This window comes from Dyadobacter sp. HNCC25DJ184 (assembly GCF_056895215.1).
The window spans coordinates 1-18,334 of the sequence record NZ_JBXHAQ010000016.1; the positions used below are offsets into that span (position 1 = coordinate 1).

Annotated in this window: 9 protein-coding genes and 1 tRNA gene; 6 read left to right on the forward strand and 4 right to left on the reverse strand. The window is 42.0% G+C overall.

The window, feature by feature from the left end; all coding sequences use genetic code 11:
* Positions 1-473: 473 nt before the first annotated feature.
* A tRNA-Lys gene (locus tag AC1XUD_RS21245) sits at positions 474-546 on the reverse strand.
* Between the two features lie 281 nt (positions 547-827).
* Between AC1XUD_RS21245 and AC1XUD_RS21250 the strand changes: the two genes are divergently transcribed.
* The 6 genes from AC1XUD_RS21250 (at position 828) to AC1XUD_RS21275 (ending at position 12,894) form a co-directional block, all read left to right on the forward strand.
* Positions 828-1,421: an RNA polymerase sigma factor gene (locus AC1XUD_RS21250; RefSeq protein WP_483363033.1), complete on the forward strand. Its 594-nt coding sequence runs from the start codon at positions 828-830 to the stop codon at positions 1,419-1,421.
* A 90-nt stretch (positions 1,422-1,511) separates the two neighbouring features.
* The gene (locus tag AC1XUD_RS21255) at positions 1,512-2,603 is read left to right on the forward strand and encodes a FecR family protein (protein ID WP_483363034.1); all 1,092 of its coding nucleotides are present in this window, start codon (positions 1,512-1,514) and stop codon (positions 2,601-2,603) included.
* A gap of 212 nt (positions 2,604-2,815) precedes the next feature.
* On the forward strand, positions 2,816-6,388 hold the full coding sequence (locus AC1XUD_RS21260) for a TonB-dependent receptor (protein ID WP_483363035.1): 3,573 nt from the start codon (positions 2,816-2,818) through the stop codon (positions 6,386-6,388).
* Positions 6,389-6,414: 26 nt separating this feature from the next.
* The gene (locus tag AC1XUD_RS21265; RefSeq protein ID WP_483363036.1) at positions 6,415-8,193 is read left to right on the forward strand and encodes a RagB/SusD family nutrient uptake outer membrane protein; all 1,779 of its coding nucleotides are present in this window, start codon (positions 6,415-6,417) and stop codon (positions 8,191-8,193) included.
* 74 nt (positions 8,194-8,267) lie between these two features.
* The gene (locus AC1XUD_RS21270) at positions 8,268-9,815 is read left to right on the forward strand and encodes an FG-GAP repeat domain-containing protein (RefSeq protein ID WP_483363037.1); all 1,548 of its coding nucleotides are present in this window, start codon (positions 8,268-8,270) and stop codon (positions 9,813-9,815) included.
* A gap of 133 nt (positions 9,816-9,948) precedes the next feature.
* Positions 9,949-12,894 carry a DEAD/DEAH box helicase gene (locus AC1XUD_RS21275; protein ID WP_483363038.1) on the forward strand — a complete coding sequence of 982 codons (2,946 nt, stop codon included), beginning with the start codon at positions 9,949-9,951 and terminating at the stop codon, positions 12,892-12,894.
* Here AC1XUD_RS21275 and AC1XUD_RS21280 read toward each other — a convergent pair.
* The 3 genes from AC1XUD_RS21280 to aspS form a co-directional block, all read right to left on the reverse strand.
* On the reverse strand, positions 12,875-13,936 hold the full coding sequence (locus AC1XUD_RS21280) for a hypothetical protein (RefSeq protein WP_483363039.1): 1,062 nt from the start codon (positions 13,934-13,936) through the stop codon (positions 12,875-12,877). The genes AC1XUD_RS21275 and AC1XUD_RS21280 overlap by 20 nt on opposite strands.
* A 31-nt stretch (positions 13,937-13,967) precedes the next feature.
* The gene (locus tag AC1XUD_RS21285; protein ID WP_483363040.1) at positions 13,968-16,385 is read right to left on the reverse strand and encodes an SLBB domain-containing protein; all 2,418 of its coding nucleotides are present in this window, start codon (positions 16,383-16,385) and stop codon (positions 13,968-13,970) included.
* 159 nt (positions 16,386-16,544) lie between these two features.
* Positions 16,545-18,302, reverse strand: coding sequence for an aspartate--tRNA ligase (gene aspS / locus AC1XUD_RS21290; RefSeq protein ID WP_483363041.1), 1,758 nt, complete (start codon positions 18,300-18,302; stop codon positions 16,545-16,547).
* Between the last annotated feature and the right edge of the window lie 32 nt (positions 18,303-18,334).

The window sequence follows — 18,334 nt, forward strand, 5'->3', positions numbered from 1 at the left end:
CAAATATTGAGGGGTCCTTATAGAATGGCATACCTTAAGAAATAGATGTTTGGTAACTGCTCGTTGCGCTTCTACTGCCGCGAGTAAAGTGTAGTTTAAGTTTAATGAGCCACTTATACTAAAATTCTCCACATAAGTATTTCCTTGGGTTTAATTCGCTCGAATAGTAGTTATCTGCTTTCGAGTACGCCTGACTGAGTTGTCCTATAGGATTAAAACTGGAATGTTCTGCATAATCTTCAAAAACAAAATGACGAAAGCGTGCCTCTGATTTACTATTTGATGAAACCAGCCAGTTTTTGAATCTGAATTTAATCGCCAATTTTATCGCAAAACAGACATTTTCTCCGATGGCAAATGTTGTCTTTCGCTATGTCTCGAAGTGAATCATTCAGGCATATTCAAATGGCTGGGCAATTGGAGCAGTGGCAAGTCTCCCATACATCGGCCTCACTGTTCGAGAATTCAAGAAGTGACCCCGCTGAGGTTCGAACTCAGGACCCACAGATTAAGAGTCTGTTGCTCTACCAGCTGAGCTACGGAGTCGGTTACTAATTGTTCTCTAATGTAAAAATAAATACAAGACTTCTTCAGTGTTTGCTGCAAATCTTAAATATTATTATTTGCAGTTTCTCCCAAATTTTTTTTGAAAAGGCTACAAGGGTTAAGGTAATGCATCCAGCGGTGACTTTGCCTACTGGTATACCGGCGGTTTCTTACAGGAAACATCAAAATTCTATCAGAATATGCCATAATAGTATAAATGTGCCTTTTGTAATTGTTCAATTCGAAGAAAGTTTGATACATTTGTTGAAAACCTAACGTCATTGAACAACATCTCTACACTTTCAAACGAGCAATCTTTGTGGAAGGCATTTAAACAGGGTGATGAGCAAGCCTTTTCGGAGCTCTACCGTTTAAATATCAATGCATTGTATAGTTATGGGAAAAAGCTGATATGTGACGAGAAGGTAGTTGAGGACCATATTCAGGATCTTTTTATTGAATTATGGCAGCGCAGGGCATTTCTTTCCGACATAGAATCTCCACGGTTCTATATGTTCCGCGCTCTGAGAAGGAAGATTTTTAAATCAAGGAATCAGACAGACGGTATCGAGCAGGCACTGGACACTACTTGTGAGGTCAATTTGCCCGTTGCATTTTCCAAAGAATTGGAGATTATTGAAGAGGAAGAGCAAAAACAATTGGAAGCAGAAATTGGCTTATGGCTCACGAATCTGTCTTCCCGTCAATACGAGGTGCTTGTGTTACGATACTACCAGGATTTTAGCTATTCACAGATTTCGACCATGCTCAATATCAACGAGCAATCCGTTCGAAATATCCTCCAACGTGCGCTTAGCCGACTTCGGCAGCTTTCTTTTGCAATTTTAGCCATTGCATTATTCCAACTTTTTTAATTTTTTTTTGAATAAGTGAGTTAAAAATATGCCGATTGTGCTCTTGCATATGACGGGGATATTTAATTTTTCCGTAGAATAGTTCAATTCATGGGGTATCACTTATACGAGGTTTCTGATTTTCTGGAAGATGACTTTTTTCGGTCATGGGTTTATGGCGTAAATCCTGAAGCCTCCGGTTTTTGGGAAAATTTCATGGAAAAAAATCCTGACAAGCTGGACGTTATTAAAACAGCTCAGACGATATTACTTTCCATAGAGAAAGACGTTGCACATGACGGTCCATCTGATGAAGCTGTGGACAGTCTATGGTATAGAATCCATTCAAGAACAATTGAAGAATCATCGAGTGTTTTTAAGCCAAGAAATTTCAAACTGATATACCTAAGCGCCGCGGCAGTTTTAGCAATAATCGTAAGTTTTGGCGTATTGAGATTTAATCAAGACTGTGGTATTACCTACCAAGCTTTGGTTGCCGCCGCACCTGATGAACTGACTGAAAAAGAAAATAGGGGAGCTGGTTTGACAGACGTCGTTCTGCCCGATAGCAGCATAGTCACCCTTCACCCGCATAGTAAAATATCGTTCTCACAAAATTACGGCCAAACCAAGCTACGGGAAGTATACCTGACTGGAATGGCATTTTTCAAAGTAAAGAAAAATCCGGAGCGACCATTCTATGTTTATGCCGGAGAGATAGTAACAAAGGTATTGGGGACAAGTTTCCTGATAAAAGCCTTTGAAGCAGATGGTGAAATCGAGGTTAATGTTCGTACAGGGAAAGTGTCGGTGTCGGCGCGGGAGGATATTGAAAAGGAGGTGGTAATGGAAGATCCCTTGGTGCTGTTACCCAATGAAAGAATGCTTTTTGACCGTGTTAGCGGAAAGGGACAGCTCCGGAAATTATTGGTTGAAGTGCCTGTGATCATTGAAGGTGAGAAAATTGCGCCACCTATTTCGAAGTTTCAGGATGCCAAGGTGATGGATATTCTTGCCAGCCTTCACGCATCATACGGTGTTATCATAGATTATGACGAAAAGGTACTCGGATCATGCCTGCTTACTGCCGAATTTACCAATGAGACACTTTTTGAAAAGATAGACCTGATTTGTAAAGGTATCGAGGCTGAATATCAGGTGTTGGGAACGCATATTGTCATAAGCGGCCGCGGTTGCGAATAAGAATAGAATTTTAACAAACCTAGCTATATTTTCTAACCTATCTATCCCCAGTTACTGAATGAAATAAACAATTCTGCACCAAAAAAAAGTTGATGATGGTGCGAACATCATCAACCTAAAGTTCAACCTCTTCTGAAGATTGCTTCCGATTTTGGCGGAAGGAGGTAGTGTTTTGCCCAATTATTCATTAAAAACAAAACTTGTGTAAAGTTATGAAAAAAATGTATCCTAACTATGCTCACTGGCAGTGGATTATGAGATTTAGTTTTATACAGCTCTTATTTGCAGGTCTGGTGTCAAGTATTACCCTGGCCGGCGCGAGCGAGGCCCAGGAAATACTCAACAGCCGGATAACTTTAAAAGCTGAAAATCAGAACGTGCAAAAGGTGCTTTCGAATATCGAAAGTCAGGCTAAAGTCAAATTCCTTTACAGTTCAAGTCTGATCAAATCAGAAAGAAAGGTGAATGTGAACGTACAGCAGGAGCGCCTAGGCGAAGCATTGAATGCCATATTAACTCCTCTGGATCTGGACTATGAAGTGTCTGGAAAACAAATTATTTTAAAAAGAAAGAAAGCAAAGGAAGAAGTACTGGCACCCGCATCCTTTAAAGAAAGCCAGTTTGTAGACCGTACTGTTAAAGGTACTGTCACCGATAACTCTGGCAGCAATTTGCCAGGAGTTTCAGTTCTTGTAAAAGGAACTCAGCGCGGAACAAGTTCTGATGTGGATGGTAATTATTCCCTTTCTGGTCCTGATGGTCCATTTACCCTTGTTTTTAGCTTTGTAGGTTATGCGCCTAAAGAGGTGGAAGTTACGGGAAATCAAACATCGGTAAATGTTGTATTGGCCACCGACGAAAAAATTCTGAGCGAAGTAATCGTAGTGGGTTATGGCACAGCTAAGAAAAAGGACTTAACTGGTGCAGTTTCTGTCGTTAAGGTGGAAGATTTGAAAGAACAGCCAAACTCAAACCTGACGAATCAGCTTCAAGGACGTGCCTCAGGTGTTACGGTTCTTACTTCAGGACAGCCGGGTCAGGCTCCGCAAATACGTATTCGTGGTATCAACTCTTTTGGAAACAACACCCCTTTATATGTTGTGGACGGTGTTCCAACTCAGGATATAAATAACCTGAACCCTAACGACGTCGCTTCCATGCAGGTATTGAAAGATGCCGGTTCTGCTTCGATATACGGTTCAAGAGCTTCAAATGGTGTTGTGATCATCACTACGAAACGTGGAAAAGGAAAAGTGAGCGTAAGCTATGATACCTATTATGGTACTCAAACTGTGAAAAAAGGAAACGTTTACGATATCCTTTCTTCTCAAGGTATGGCCGATTTGAAATGGATGGCATTGAAAAATTCTGGTGCAGCGCTTAACGATCCTCAATATGGCACAGGCTCAACTCCAATTCTGCCGGACTATATCGTTCCGACCGGAAAGAAAGAAGGTGAAGTGGATTTGAACAGTTACTATGTAAACCCGAACTATACTGATAAGGCAGATATGGACTCGTTCACAAGAATTGTTAAGGCCAACAAAGAAGGTACTGACTGGTTTCACACGGTATTCCATAACGCGCCAATTCAAAGCCATAATCTTACTGTGAGCGGAGGCGGAACGCAAGGTAACTATATGTTCTCGTTCAATTACTTCAACCAAAAAGGTAACCTGGATAATACCTATATGAAAAGGTACACCATTCGTGCAAACAGCCAGTATAATGTTGGCAAGCATGTTCGGATCGGTGAGAATATAGCTTTGTCATTGGTTGATAACCCACAAATCGGGGTACTTCAGGAAGGTGGAGGGATTGGTATGGCATTCAGAATGCAGCCAATTATCCCTGTATATGACGTAAGAGGAAACTATGCTGGATCGTTTGGTAGCGGTTTGGGAAATGCTAAAAACCCTGTTGCAATTATGGATCGTACACGTAACAACCGTGGATTGGGAAATAACCTTTTGGGTAACATGTATGCAGAGATCGATATCGCGAAGGATTTGGTTGCAAGAACAAGTTTTGGTGGTGGTATGTATTCAGGTTCTTCTCATTCTTTCCAATATCCTGAGTGGGAAAACTCCGAAAATACTACGGTCAATGCCTATACAGAGAACTGGAGTACGGGCTACAACTGGACATGGACGAATACGTTGACGTACGAACATACGTTTAATGACTTGCATGCTTTGAAAGTTTTGGCAGGTACAGAGGCATATCGTGCAAACAATCGTGGTATCTCCGGTACAACACAGAGTTATTTCTCGTTTGACCCTAACTATACGAACCTTTCGACAGGCTCTGGTACTCAAACGCATTCAAGTTTTGTGGGAGCAGAAGCTTTATTCTCCTATATAGGTCGTATCGATTATACTTTCAAAGATCGTTACCTGTTAAGCGGAACGGTTCGTCGCGATGGTTCATCGAAATTTACTTCGCAATATGGTGTGTTCCCGGCTATCAGCGCAGGCTGGAGAGTAAGCGAAGAGGATTTTATGAAAGGAGTTAAGTGGATTTCTGATTTGAAAATTCGTGGTGGATATGGTATTATGGGTAACCAGTTTAATATCTCAACTGCCAATGCCTTCACCACTTACGGACAAAACAGAAGCAACTCATTTTACGATATCAATGGAACCGGCAACAGTACAGTTCAAGGATTCCAGCGTACAAGAGTTGGAAATCCAGCTGCTAAATGGGAACGCAACATCAACTCAAACATTGGGTTAGATGCTCAGTTGTTCAACGGTGCAATTGATTTCACAATTGATTATTACCAAAAAAATATCGAAGATCTTCTTTTCTCTCCTGAACTGGCAGGAACCGTAGGTCAAGGTACTGCCCCAGCAGTCAACATTGGTAAAATGAAGAACAAGGGGATTGATATGTCAATCTATGGAGAGAAGAATGTGACGAAGGATTTGAAAATGAGCGCGACCGTGACTTTGACTACTTACAATAACAAAATTGTAAAAATCACCGACGGTGTTGATTATTTCGATCAGGAAGGTCGTCGTTTCAATGGAAGCACAATCGTACGCAACGGTGTTGGTCATTCAATCGGTCAGTTCTTTGGTTACAAAATTGACGGTTTCTGGAATTCGCAACAAGAGATTGACCAGGCAAATGAGAATGCACAATCTTCCACAGGAAACACCGGCGCAGTGTATCAGGCAGAAGTGAAACCAGGTCGTTTTAGATATGCGGATATAAACGGTGACGGAATTATCACTGCTGATGACCGCACATATCTTGGAAATCCAAGTCCTAAATTTAGCTATGGCTTGAACCTGGGTGCATCTTACAAAAACTTCGATTTCGGTATTTTCTTCTACGGTGTATCAGGAAATGATATCTGGAACAACCTGAAATGGTGGCATGATTTCTATCCGAACTTCCAGGGTGCGAAAAGCAACACAGCACTTTACAATTCATGGACTCCCGATCATATGGACGCAAAAGCGCCAATTCAGGAAAATACAGGTTCTTTCAGTACTACCAACGTTCCTAACTCGTACTATGTGGAAAAGGGATCGTACCTCCGTGCCAAGAATGCACAAATTGGCTATACTTTGCCGAAGTCATTGCTTTCGAAAGCGAAGATCGAAAGAGCAAGAATTTATTTGCAAAGTGCTAATCTGTTTACCATCACAAAATATTCTGGTCCGGATCCTGAGGTTGGACAAAGCCAGGTTGATGGTTCAACAGCATTTGGACTTGATGAAGGTGTTTATCCAAACACCCGTCAGTGGCTGATCGGTTTAAATTTGACATTCTAATCGCTGTATTCTTAAACAGAAAAAAGATGAAGAAATTTAATTTTTCTAAAATAGCACTCATTATAGCCTTAGGTCTGGCATCTAATGCTTGTAAAGACGAATTCCTGGAGCAACCTGCTTTGGGTGCATTGAGTGATGCACAATTAAATACCAAACCAGGTGTCGAAAATCTGCTGATAGGTGCATATGCAGCCCTTGACGGTAATGGGGTAGGAGCTGCCAGTGCCTGGGATGCTGCCGCAGACAACTGGATATATGGTAGTATTGCGGGTGGTGATGCTAAAAAAGGTAGTGATGGCTCTGACCAGGCGGGTATCAACTCGATCATGGTATATAGCGCCGGTCCAAGTAATGGCTTTTTCAACAGTAAATGGAAAGCAGTCTACGAAGGTATAAACCGTGCGAACACCGTTCTTCGATTGGCACCTCAGATCACCGACGGAGCAACTGCTGCTGATATCCTGAGTTTTCAGGCTCAGGCTCGTTTCTTACGTGGCCACTATTATTTTGAACTGAAAAAGATGTTCAATATGGTTCCATGGGTTGACGAAACAACCGAGGATCCTGCCGCGGTGAAAAACGATGTGGACATCTGGCCGAATATTGAGGCTGATTTTAAATTTGCGATGGACAACTTGCCGGCAACACAGGCTTCTGTGGGGCGCGTTAACAAGTGGGCTGCTGCCGCATACTTAGGTAAAACCTATCTATATGAAAAGAAGTATGCAGAAGCGAAAACTATTTTCGATCAGGTAATTAGTCAGGGCGTAACGAGCAAAGGTGTGAAATACGCATTGATGCCAAAGTATCAGGACAACTTTGATGCAGCGAAGAAAAACATGGAAGAGTCTGTGTTTGCTATTCAGATGGCTGCTAACGACGGAACCAGTACAATCGATAACGCGAACACAGGTGGCATGTTGAACTTCCCATACAACTCGCCGTTCCGTTGCTGCGGATTTTTCCAACCTAGTATCGATTTGGCCAACTCATTCCAAACGGACGCTGATGGTCTTCCAATGGTGGATACATACAACTCCAAAGTTTTGAAAAACGACATGGGAATCGATTCGGACAAGCCGTTTACTCCAGACGCTACTACTCCGCTTGATCCTCGTATCGACTGGTCAGTAGGACGCCGTGGTGTTCCTTTCCTTGACTGGGGAAATCACCCTGGTCGTACGTGGATACGTGACCAGACATATGCGGGTCCTTACTCGCCTAAAAAGAACATGTACTGGCAGGCGACTCAGGATATCTATTCAGATCAGCACTCATGGGCTCCTGGTACTGCAATCAACGTTCAGGTAATTCGTTTTGCCGATGTATTGTTGATGGCTGCCGAAGCCGAAGCACAAGCTGGAAGTTTGGATAAAGCGCAGGAATACGTAAACATGGTTCGTGCTCGTGCTGCCAAACCGGAAAGTATGGTTTATACCTATAAGAGCGATAGCAATCCGCTGGGAGGTTTTACAACCACACCTGCTGCTAATTACAAAATTGCTGTTTATCCTGCTGGTTCGTTCTCAGGGAAAGGTAAGGACGGTGCATTGAAAGCGATTTATTTCGAGCGTAAACTGGAGCTTGCGATGGAAGGTCACCGATTCTTTGACTTGTCTCGATGGGGAATTGCAGATCAGGCGTTGAATTCATACTTGGATTTTGAAAGCAAAATCACGCCGGATGTTAGCGGTGGTAAATTTACCAAAGGGGTTAATGAATACTTCCCGATCCCGCAACGTCAGATTGATTTGAGCACAAAAGGTGGTGTATCTTCGTTGAAACAAAACCCGGGATACCAATAGTTTTTCTTAAATTTCAGATTCAAAAGAGGCAGCTAATTACTGCCTCTTTTGGTATATAGATAAAATTGTAACTGATGCTTTTTTTTGCTAAATCCATTATTTCTGCCGTTTTTATTACTATTCTTTTCGGATGTGGAAATTCGAAGACCGATGAAAGATCTGCGCAGCGGGAAAAGGGAGAGGCTTTGGTAAAAAAGTATTGCAGCAATTGTCACATCCCTGTTTTCGCTGAATCTTTGGATAAAGAAACATGGGCGAAACGGGTTTTACCCGCCATGGCAGCTCGACTGGGTATTGAAACCTATCAGGGCGACAGCTATTATACTGGACCGAGTTCAGTATTATCTCTGGCGGAATGGGACGAAATACTCGCTTATTATGATTCTCTGGCTCCACAGAAACTTGAACCTGCAAAACCTAAATTGCAACCTGTCAAGGATTGGGCTCCGTTTCAATTGAGAGAACCAAACGGAAACTTTGAGGAAATGGCCATGACTACTATGGTAAAATATGATTCTCTTTCAGGTCACATTTTTACCGGTTCGGCAGATGTTTCCGATTTGACCCAATGGTCCGATGAACTTAAAAAGTTAAGTTCTCTCACGCTCAAATCGGCAGCCGTTGATATGTTGCGAAATAGTGAGGGCGAGCAGATAATTTCCTCAATTGGTGAAATGCGGGCGATCGATATACCAAATGGCGATATTTCACGATATGACAATACCCACATGCTTGGCAATTTGGCTGCAGGTTTTGGGAGACCCATTCAATTGGCCAAGTCAGATTTTAACAAAGATGGGCTGGAAGATTTTATCGTGTGCTCTTTCGGTCATGAACAAGGTGGATTATATCTACTGCAGCAGGGGAAAGACCATTCTTTCAAAACTATTCCAATTCGAGCAGTCGCCGGCGCCACCCAGGCAGTCAATGTAGACTTCAATCATGATGGATGGATGGATATTGTGGCACTTTTTGCGCACGCAGATGAAGGGATATGGCTTTTTGAAAACAATAAAATGGGAGGTTTTAGTGAAAAGAAATTGCTTGCATTTGCCCCCGTTTACGGCTCGAGTAGTTTTCAATTGGCCGATATGAACAATGATTCACATTTAGATATCATCTACACAGCCGGGGATAACAGCGATTACTCAAGGATATTGAAACCATATCACGGAATATACATTTTCCAGAATCAGGGAAACTTCGAGTTTAAGCAAACGTCATTTTATCCGGTCAATGGCAGTACCAAAGTGATTGTGGCAGACTTTAACCTGGATGGTTTGAAAGATATGGCCGCTATTGCTTTTTTTGGCGATTTGGTCAATAACCCCTCCGAAACCTTTCTTTACTTTGAACAAAAGAAGGGCCAGAAAGCCAATCCTGAATTTTTAATTTTCAGTCCTCCAGTATCTCAACACGGTCGCTGGATATGTATGGACGCAGGCGACATTGACCATGATGGAGATATGGATATACTGTTGGGCAATTTTGCAAAAGGATTTGTTAATCAACCGGGCCTCAAACCTTACTGGGGGCTCAATGTTCCTTTTATTGTTTTGGAGAATCAATCGGTAAAAAATAACCCTACCTCAAAAGCGAAGGGTGTTAATAACTCTCTTTGATACTTTCGCAAAACGGAAGCGTCTTTTCTTTCCTTTTTATTATATTTGAAGTTAACCGAAACTTAACGTGGTCAGTTTTCTTCCTTTTGACCCGCTCTCAAGGTGATAGTCAGGTATTGTAAAACAATGTGAAATGAAAGTATCTCCTAGCGAACCCTTTAAAATTATATATTCAATTCTCAATCACGAGTACCTGGGCTACATTTTTGAGTCTTTTGTAGTTCAGCTCGACAGTCAGGGAGACTTCACTTTTCAAATTCAGAATATTTCCTCCAAGAATGTAGACGAGTTTAAATCGCAACTTGATAAAAGCGATTTCGAACTGGTTAAACTAATTGACAATATTCAGCAGGATGTTATCCTGAAAAAATATAATCCGAAAAAACTTTCTGCAGTTGATTTCTTTCTGAAGATATACGATCCGCAAAAAGGTGATAAGGGAATACAAGAGCGAATCAGTGCGTATCTGGAAGAGTGCAAAGCGCAAATACTCGCTCTGCTCGACGAAAAGGCACTTTTCGTAATGGGAAGCGATGGGAACCCGCTCTGGAAGCCAATCATTTGGGAAAAAGAAAAAGCCAAAATTCGGTTTCACTTGATGAGGAATGAGAACAATACGCACTATTTTCCAACTATAATTCATCAATCAAAGAAACTTGAATTTCAATATAAAAATGCAATTCTGATATGCGAAGAGCCAGCGTGGCTTGTCGTAGAAGGGCATCTGTATCACTTTGAAGGAAATTTAGATGGCAAAAAGATAAAGCCATTTCTTGCCAAAAAATTTATCGCTATTCCATCTAATATGGAAGAGCAGTATTATAAAAAATTTGTTGCTCCACTGATTGCGAGTCATGATGTCGTGGCAAAAGGCTTTGAAATTAAACAAATTTCTTCCGCACCTGCCATGATTCTTAAAATCTCTGAGTATAACCGGTCGCCGAAGGTCGTTTCCGCACTCTTTGATGAGCAGGGAGGAGAGGAGGGGCTTCTGGAAAATGAACCGGAGGACGTGCTGATGGATGTATACTTTCAGTATGGTGACTTCCAGTTGAAATACGATGCTTCGACGGCCACTACGAGCGTCGAAATGCACAAGAATGGGAGCGACTATCAGTTTTTTAAAGTAAATCGTCATACAGAATTCGAAAAAAAGAGCATTGCAACTCTAAAGGGATGGGGTTTGAATCTTACAACCGGCAAGGTGCTATTGTCAAAAAATGAGGCATTTGGTTGGCTGCAGAGTAACGCTCGCCAACTTGAAGAGGCGGGTGTAATTATCACTCAAAAGGCAGGCGATGGCAAGCGATATTTCTTAGGTTATTCCTCGATCGATGTGTCGATTAAAGAAGAACGAGATTGGTTCGATATTAAAGCGAGGGTAGTCTTTGGAGAATTTGAAATTCCATTTATTCAGCTGAGAAGTTATATTTTAAATGGGAAAAAAGAGTTTACACTGCCGAATGGCGAGATTGCCGTAATTCCGGAATGGTGGTTTACCAAATATTCTGAACTGTTTTCTTTTACAGAACCAGATGATTCAGGTGATGACCTTCGCATTCATTTGCACCATATCGCTCTGGTTCAGGAACTACAGGAAGAGAATCTGGCGACGACAATTATCAGCAGAAAGCTGGAAGGACTAAGGGATTTTGACAAAATAGCGGCATATGATATTCCATCGGAATTCAAAGGAGAACTTCGTCCGTATCAAAAAGCCGGCTACAATTGGCTTAGATTTTTAAACCAGTATAGACTTGGAGGCTGTCTCGCCGATGACATGGGTTTAGGGAAAACAATACAGACCCTTGCGCTATTGTTGTCCGAAAAAGAGGCGGGTGTTATAGCTCCGTCACTTCTTATTCTCCCAACGTCTCTTCTATACAATTGGGTATTAGAGGCCGGGAAGTTTACGCCTGATATCAAAATTCTTTTATACACCGGTACCTACCGCGAAAAGGATGCCGAGCAGTTTGATCAGTATGACCTGATCATCACCAGCTATGGTATTGTCAGGCTGGATATTGAATTGATCCAGTCGCATCGGTTCAATTATGTGATTCTGGACGAATCACAGGCTATCAAGAATCCATCTTCCATTATCACAAAAGCGGTAAGACGACTGAATTCTGCGCATCGCCTGATATTGACAGGTACCCCGGTGGAAAACAGTACGATGGATCTTTGGTCGCAAATATCATTTGTCAATCCAGGTTTACTGGGCAGCCAGGCTTTCTTCAGAGACGAATTCCAAATTCCGATAGAACGAAAAAATGACGAGGAGAAAAGCAAACGACTATATAATCTGATCAAGCCTTTTATACTCCGGCGCAACAAAATGCAGGTGGCAAAAGATCTGCCCGAAAAGGTGGAGAATATCCAATATTGCGATATGAGTGAAGACCAGGAGAAGGTATATGAGGAGGCAAAAGCTTTTTACCGTAACAAGGTACTGGAGAGTATTGATACCGATGGAATGTCAAAATCGCATATGATTGTTTTGCAAGGGCTCACTAAACTACGTCAGATCGCTAACCACCCCAAAATGATTGATCCTGAATATATTCATGATTCAGGGAAGTTTAAGGACGTAATTCATAAATTGGATACGGTTATTAGCGAAGATCATAAGATATTGATTTTCAGTCAGTATATTAAACATCTTGACTTGTTCCGGTCGGTTTTGGACGAGCGAGGTGTCGCCTATGCCTATCTGGACGGATCTACGAAAGACAGGCAGAAGGAGGTAGAAAGTTTTCAGGAGAACGCAGGCATTAGAATATTCCTGATATCCTTAAAAGCAGGTGGCTTGGGATTAAATCTCACCGCTGCAGACTATGTATTTATTCTGGATCCATGGTGGAACCCTGCGATCGAAGCCCAGGCGGTGGATCGGGCGCACCGGATAGGGCAGGACAGGACGGTATTTACTTACAAGTTTATTACCAAGAATACAGTTGAAGAGAAGATATTAGCCTTACAACGTACCAAAAAACAACTCGCTGACGATTTGATATCCAGTGAAGATGGATTCGTTAAATCGTTGACGAGAGATGATATTATGCAATTGATGAGCTGACAAGTTGTTTCGTTGGTGTCCTCCTGTACATAAAAATCAGAGCAATTGAAAGTAGTATAAAGGCTAGAATTGATCCACCAAGCCCGTAAAATAGTCGGTTAGGGCTGCTTTTTCCATTTGGAACCATTGGTGGATCTAATACTTCAAAAACAGGTTTTGTCTGTTTTTCAGTAATAGCTAATGTTTCCGACTGTGAAAGAAGAGAGGAGTATACCCCCTGCGCGATACTATATGCGTCTGCAAGTTTGTCTTCCTCAATTTTTGCAGTGTTTAGAAAAAGGTTTCGGTTTCTATCGCGAAATGATTGTAGAGCAAGACGGGTTTTCAACATTCTGTCCTTCGCAACCTGTAATTGGGAATTGATGAAATCCTTTTGATTGTGTTTTTTTCCATAACGATAATCTGTCACATAGGTTCTGAGATACTTTATTCCGTTAGTCAAAACCATTGCTGCTACATGCCCGTCTTCCATTTCTACAGAAACAGAAATAAGTCCTGATTTCTTGTCATATTCTGCTTCTATTGATCCTTTTAACGACGCGATAACCCCCAATTCCGGCTTTTTATATTTATAAATACTGTCTTCAGTATTAAGCTTAAGGAATTGAGGATTAACTCTCACCCCACGCAATTCTTCATAGTAGTTGAGCAGCGTATTGTAGTGCTTCCCTGAATCAGTCTGAACAGGTTGACTTAGCAGATAGAGAAGGGCAGGAGAACTTTTCAGAATGTTGGGAAAGATATCCGGACGAATTGCGTCAGTTTCGCTACCTGATCCGCCTGTTTCTATGCCCGCCAGAGAGGCAAGCGAACCAAGCGAGCCCATCCCTCCCGGGGTCATTTCCGGTAATAGCATGGTGTTGGATTTGTATTTCCTTGGTTTTAGAAAACTGGTCGACACACCAAGCAATCCACCAATCAACATAGCGAGTAAAAGTTTTATTTTATTCTTTCCCAAAACATCGAGAACGAACAAAAGCGCTCTTTCAAGAATATCCTTTTCCTCTATTTTCTCAGTCATGTTCGCACTCGAATCTATCATAAATCTGATTTCAAATTCACCTTGCAAAGCTTTATTGCAGCCTGGTAACTGTTAAGGCAATTGTACTTAAAACGCTGGCAATCAAAGAAAATATTGCTATTCTTTCTCCAGGGGTCATCGTACGATCAATTTTAGCTGCTTTGATCGGCACGCTGATCACAGATCCTGGTTGCACCGTAGGATATGAACGGAAAAATAGAAATTTGCCTGTACGATGCGTCCTGCCGTTCGGGTAGGTTACATATATACGGTTTTTCCAAGCACCTTCCATGTAGCCTCCCGCCTGAGATATATAATCTTTAAATGAGAAATTGTTGTCGAAATTAACGGCAGAAGGGTTGAATACGCCCCCGTTAATCCTTACGGTTTCCAAGGCCGTAGGAATTGTCAGTGAATCATTATTCATCAACAGAAGGTTGGACTGCAGCGAGGGATTCTTACTTACGGCCTCGAGATCAATTGCTATTAATTCACTATTTCTGTAAAATCGTGCACCGGATAGATTTGCTTCCGGCTTCAATCCACCAACTTTGGGTAACAAATCAGAAATTCTCTCAAAATTGTTTAGAATTGTGTAGGATCCCGGATATGTGACCGCTCCCAGCACGCTGACTATCTTTTGTGTCTCATATCTAGGTGAATACCTCACCATTACGATGTCGTAAGGTTGTAATGAAAAATTCTGGTCGTCGGAAGTAACCTTTAAATTTTCGTCGATATTGAGTGTGAAGATTTTAACATTCTGTGTTTCAGGAATACCTATCGTATCATTTTTTATTCTCCTCGATACCTCGATGCGATAAGGGATCCCCCCTTCGCGAAACCCTCCCGCCTGAAACACCAGATCAGGTATACTTATGTTACTGAAATATGGAAAAGTACCAGGGCTTATAACTGAGCCGGCGATTGTTAGAAAGGCAGATTCATGAAGCTCGTCTACCGATTTGACAGAAAGGACATCTCCGGGTACCAATGGAATATCTTCAATTTCATGATTAAATAACTTAGTCATGTCAATGGCTATTAAGGCTACAGAACCGGGACCGCCACTTCTTTCAAGCGTAGCCCTGTTCATAAAGGCTCGGGCAGATACGCCGTCAGCTCTCGTAAGCAATTCTAAAACGGTATTGCAGTTATCTTCAAGAGGATAAATGCCGGGTCTTGTTACAGCTCCTTTCACTTCAACCTGATTTGCAATAGTTTCAAGTATTTTATCAACCGTGAAAATATCTCCATTTTGAGGTTTACTACTTGAAAATAGAGAATCAGGGATCGAGCCGATCACGTAGTTCTTCCCGGTATTTCTTTGGAAATTGATTGAGCTGGTCAGTGCAACCGTATTAAAGCCTCCTGCGTATCGTATCAGATCTTCAACGGATTCATTTTCCGTTGCCTCAAAGATTCCGATTCTTTTGAGTTCACCAAGAAGCTGCACGCGTTTTTTATACGGACGGACGAGAATAATGTCCTGATCACGAAGACCAATGTTGTCCTTCATGTTGGCATCCACCAGAAAGTTATATAAATCAATCTTTCGAATAACTTTGTTGTTTCTGATGATCTCAATATCTCTGAAGGAGCCGTTTCGGGTAGGTCCGCCTGTCACGTATAAAGCATTGAAAGCCGTTGCAAGTGATGATACTGTGTAAGTTCCCGGCTTCAACACCTCTCCGGTAACCATCACCTTAATACTTCTGACATTACCCAGTGACAAAGTGAAATATGTTCCTGAGCCAGGCCTGTTAAGGGTCGAATATGCTTGTCTAAGGCGACCTAAAATTTTACTTTCAGCTTGTTCGATTGTTAATCCGTTCACATATACAGGTGCCAGATTAAGCATTTTTACGGTCCCTTCCGGGCTAACTTTGAGCTGGAAATTGTCAACGGAATTTCCATAGATATCAACTGTTAGTTCATCTTCCGGGCCAAGAATGTAATTGGTGGGTGTTGCAATCCTTAGGTTGGGTTCGAAAGTGCTTGACGATGTTCTAAAGAAGGAGGAGCCGAAAATCTGGAAGGCACGGTTTAGCCTCCTGCTTTGGCCAGCAGCTGATGTATCAAGTTCTGTGGAGATATCTTCGTCGAGTTCATCCTGCTGCTCACGGGTTTCATCATTGTTTCTTTGCTCCTCCTGAGTTGCGTTTTTTTCGTCAACTTGAGCTTTTTTCAACATCAGATTAATTTGATCCTGACTGTAACCGCGCTGCAAGGCTGCCCGTTGAATATCTTTGTCTGACATTCCTGCAGAACGGGCTCTGTTGTAAAAGTCGGAAGCTTGCTGATTCGAAATCTGATCAATCTTTATGTCTCCGGGTGACGTATTTCCGATGGGTATCGGACCCGTAGTTGTTGGCTTCTGTCCAAAGGAAACACTTGAGGAGAATAAGAAAACTAAAAGAGAAAGCGTTTTGAGACCTTTTAGGAGCGTTGAAGTAATTTTATAATGCATGCAGTGCGAGAAATAGTTAAGTGTACTTCGAAACCTGATATCGAGTTGTAACAAGTTCACATCTTGCAGATTAAGACTAAGGAAGCTACTAAAAGCTTAATTGACTAAAACTACAAAAAACTTGTTACAACTGTATAACAGCTTCTACACAATAATATTTTATTTTACCTTAATCCCGAGCTCGTTTAGCTGGGCATCGGAAATTGTTGACGGAGAGTCTATCATTACGTCACGTCCTGAATTATTTTTTGGGAAAGCAATGAAATCCCGGATGGAGTCGACGCCACCGAAAATAGAGCATAGTCTGTCAAAGCCAAATGCTATTCCGGCATGAGGAGGGGCACCAAATTCGAATGCGTTCATAAGAAATCCGAACTGAGCCTGAGCCTCTTCAGGAGTAAAGCCCAATATCCCGAACATCTTTTGTTGTAACTCCTTTTCGAAGATTCTTACAGAGCCACCACCCACTTCAACTCCATTGATAACCATATCATATGCATTGGCACGAACTTCACCCAAATTTGTCTCCAGCAGGTCAATATCTTCCGGTTTTGGACTGGTGAAAGGATGGTGCATTGCAAACCAACGATTTTCTTCTTCCCCGTACTCCAGAAGAGGGAAATCAAGCACCCAAAGTGCTCTGAATTCGTCCGGATTTCGAAGGCCCAGTCTTGAACCAATTTCCAGACGAAGTTCATTCAATTGCTTGCGGGCTTTGTCTCCATTTCCGGAGATCAACAACAACAAATCGCCTGGTTTAGCATTGAATTTTTCTACCCAACCTCTCAGTATTTCTTCCGAATAAAACTTATCGACGCTGGATTTAACAGATCCATCTGCATTGTATCTCACATAAATAAGCCCTTTCGCGCCAATTTGCGGGCGTTTCACCCAGTCCGTTAGCTCGTCAACTTGTTTTCTGGTATATTCAGCACACCCTGTTGCGCATATTCCAACGACCAGTTCCGCATCGTCGAAAACTGAAAAGCCTTGTCCGGAAGTCAGATCTGCATCTTTTCCTTTCAATTCAACAAACTGCATATCGAAACGGATATCCGGTTTGTCCGATCCGTACAGGCGCATAGCATCTGCATAGCTCATTCGTGGTACCTCAGGGAGATCCAAATCCTTTACATTTTTGAATAGATCACGGATCAATCCTTCGAATGTGTTCAGGATATCTTCTTGTGTTACGAACGACATTTCGCAGTCAATCTGAGTGAACTCAGGTTGGCGATCTGCGCGCAAATCTTCGTCTCTGAAACATTTTACAATTTGATAATAGCGGTCAAAACCGGCTACCATCAATAATTGTTTGAAGGTTTGAGGTGATTGAGGGAGCGCATAAAACTCGCCCGGATTCATCCTGCTTGGAACCACAAAATCACGGGCACCTTCTGGAGTGGACTTGATCAAAACCGGTGTTTCCACCTCGATGAAATCCAGTTGATCAAGATAAGCTCTGGTATATTTTGCAACCTGATGTCTTAACTGTAGATTTTTACGAACGGTGTTTCGTCTGAGATCCAGGTAGCGATATTTCATGCGAATATCATCACCACCATCGGTCTCATCCTCGATCAGGAACGGAGGTAGTTTTGCGGGATTTAAGATTGACAATTCAGAGACTCTGATCTCAATGGCGCCTGTTGCTATCTTATCGTTTTTAGAAAGTCTTTCAATTACTATCCCCTTCGCGGAAATTACGAACTCTCGTCCTAGCGATCTGGCAATATTTAAAACTTCCGCTGATGTTTTTCCCTCTTCAAAAAGCAATTGGGTAATGCCATATCTGTCACGCAAATCGAGCCATACCATCCCTCCTTTATCTCTAACTCTTTGAACCCATCCGCATAATACAACGTCCTGAGTAACATGATTTAAGTTTAATTCCCCACAGGTATGTGAACGTAGCATATAGATTTTTGTAACTGGTATATTAAAATTGC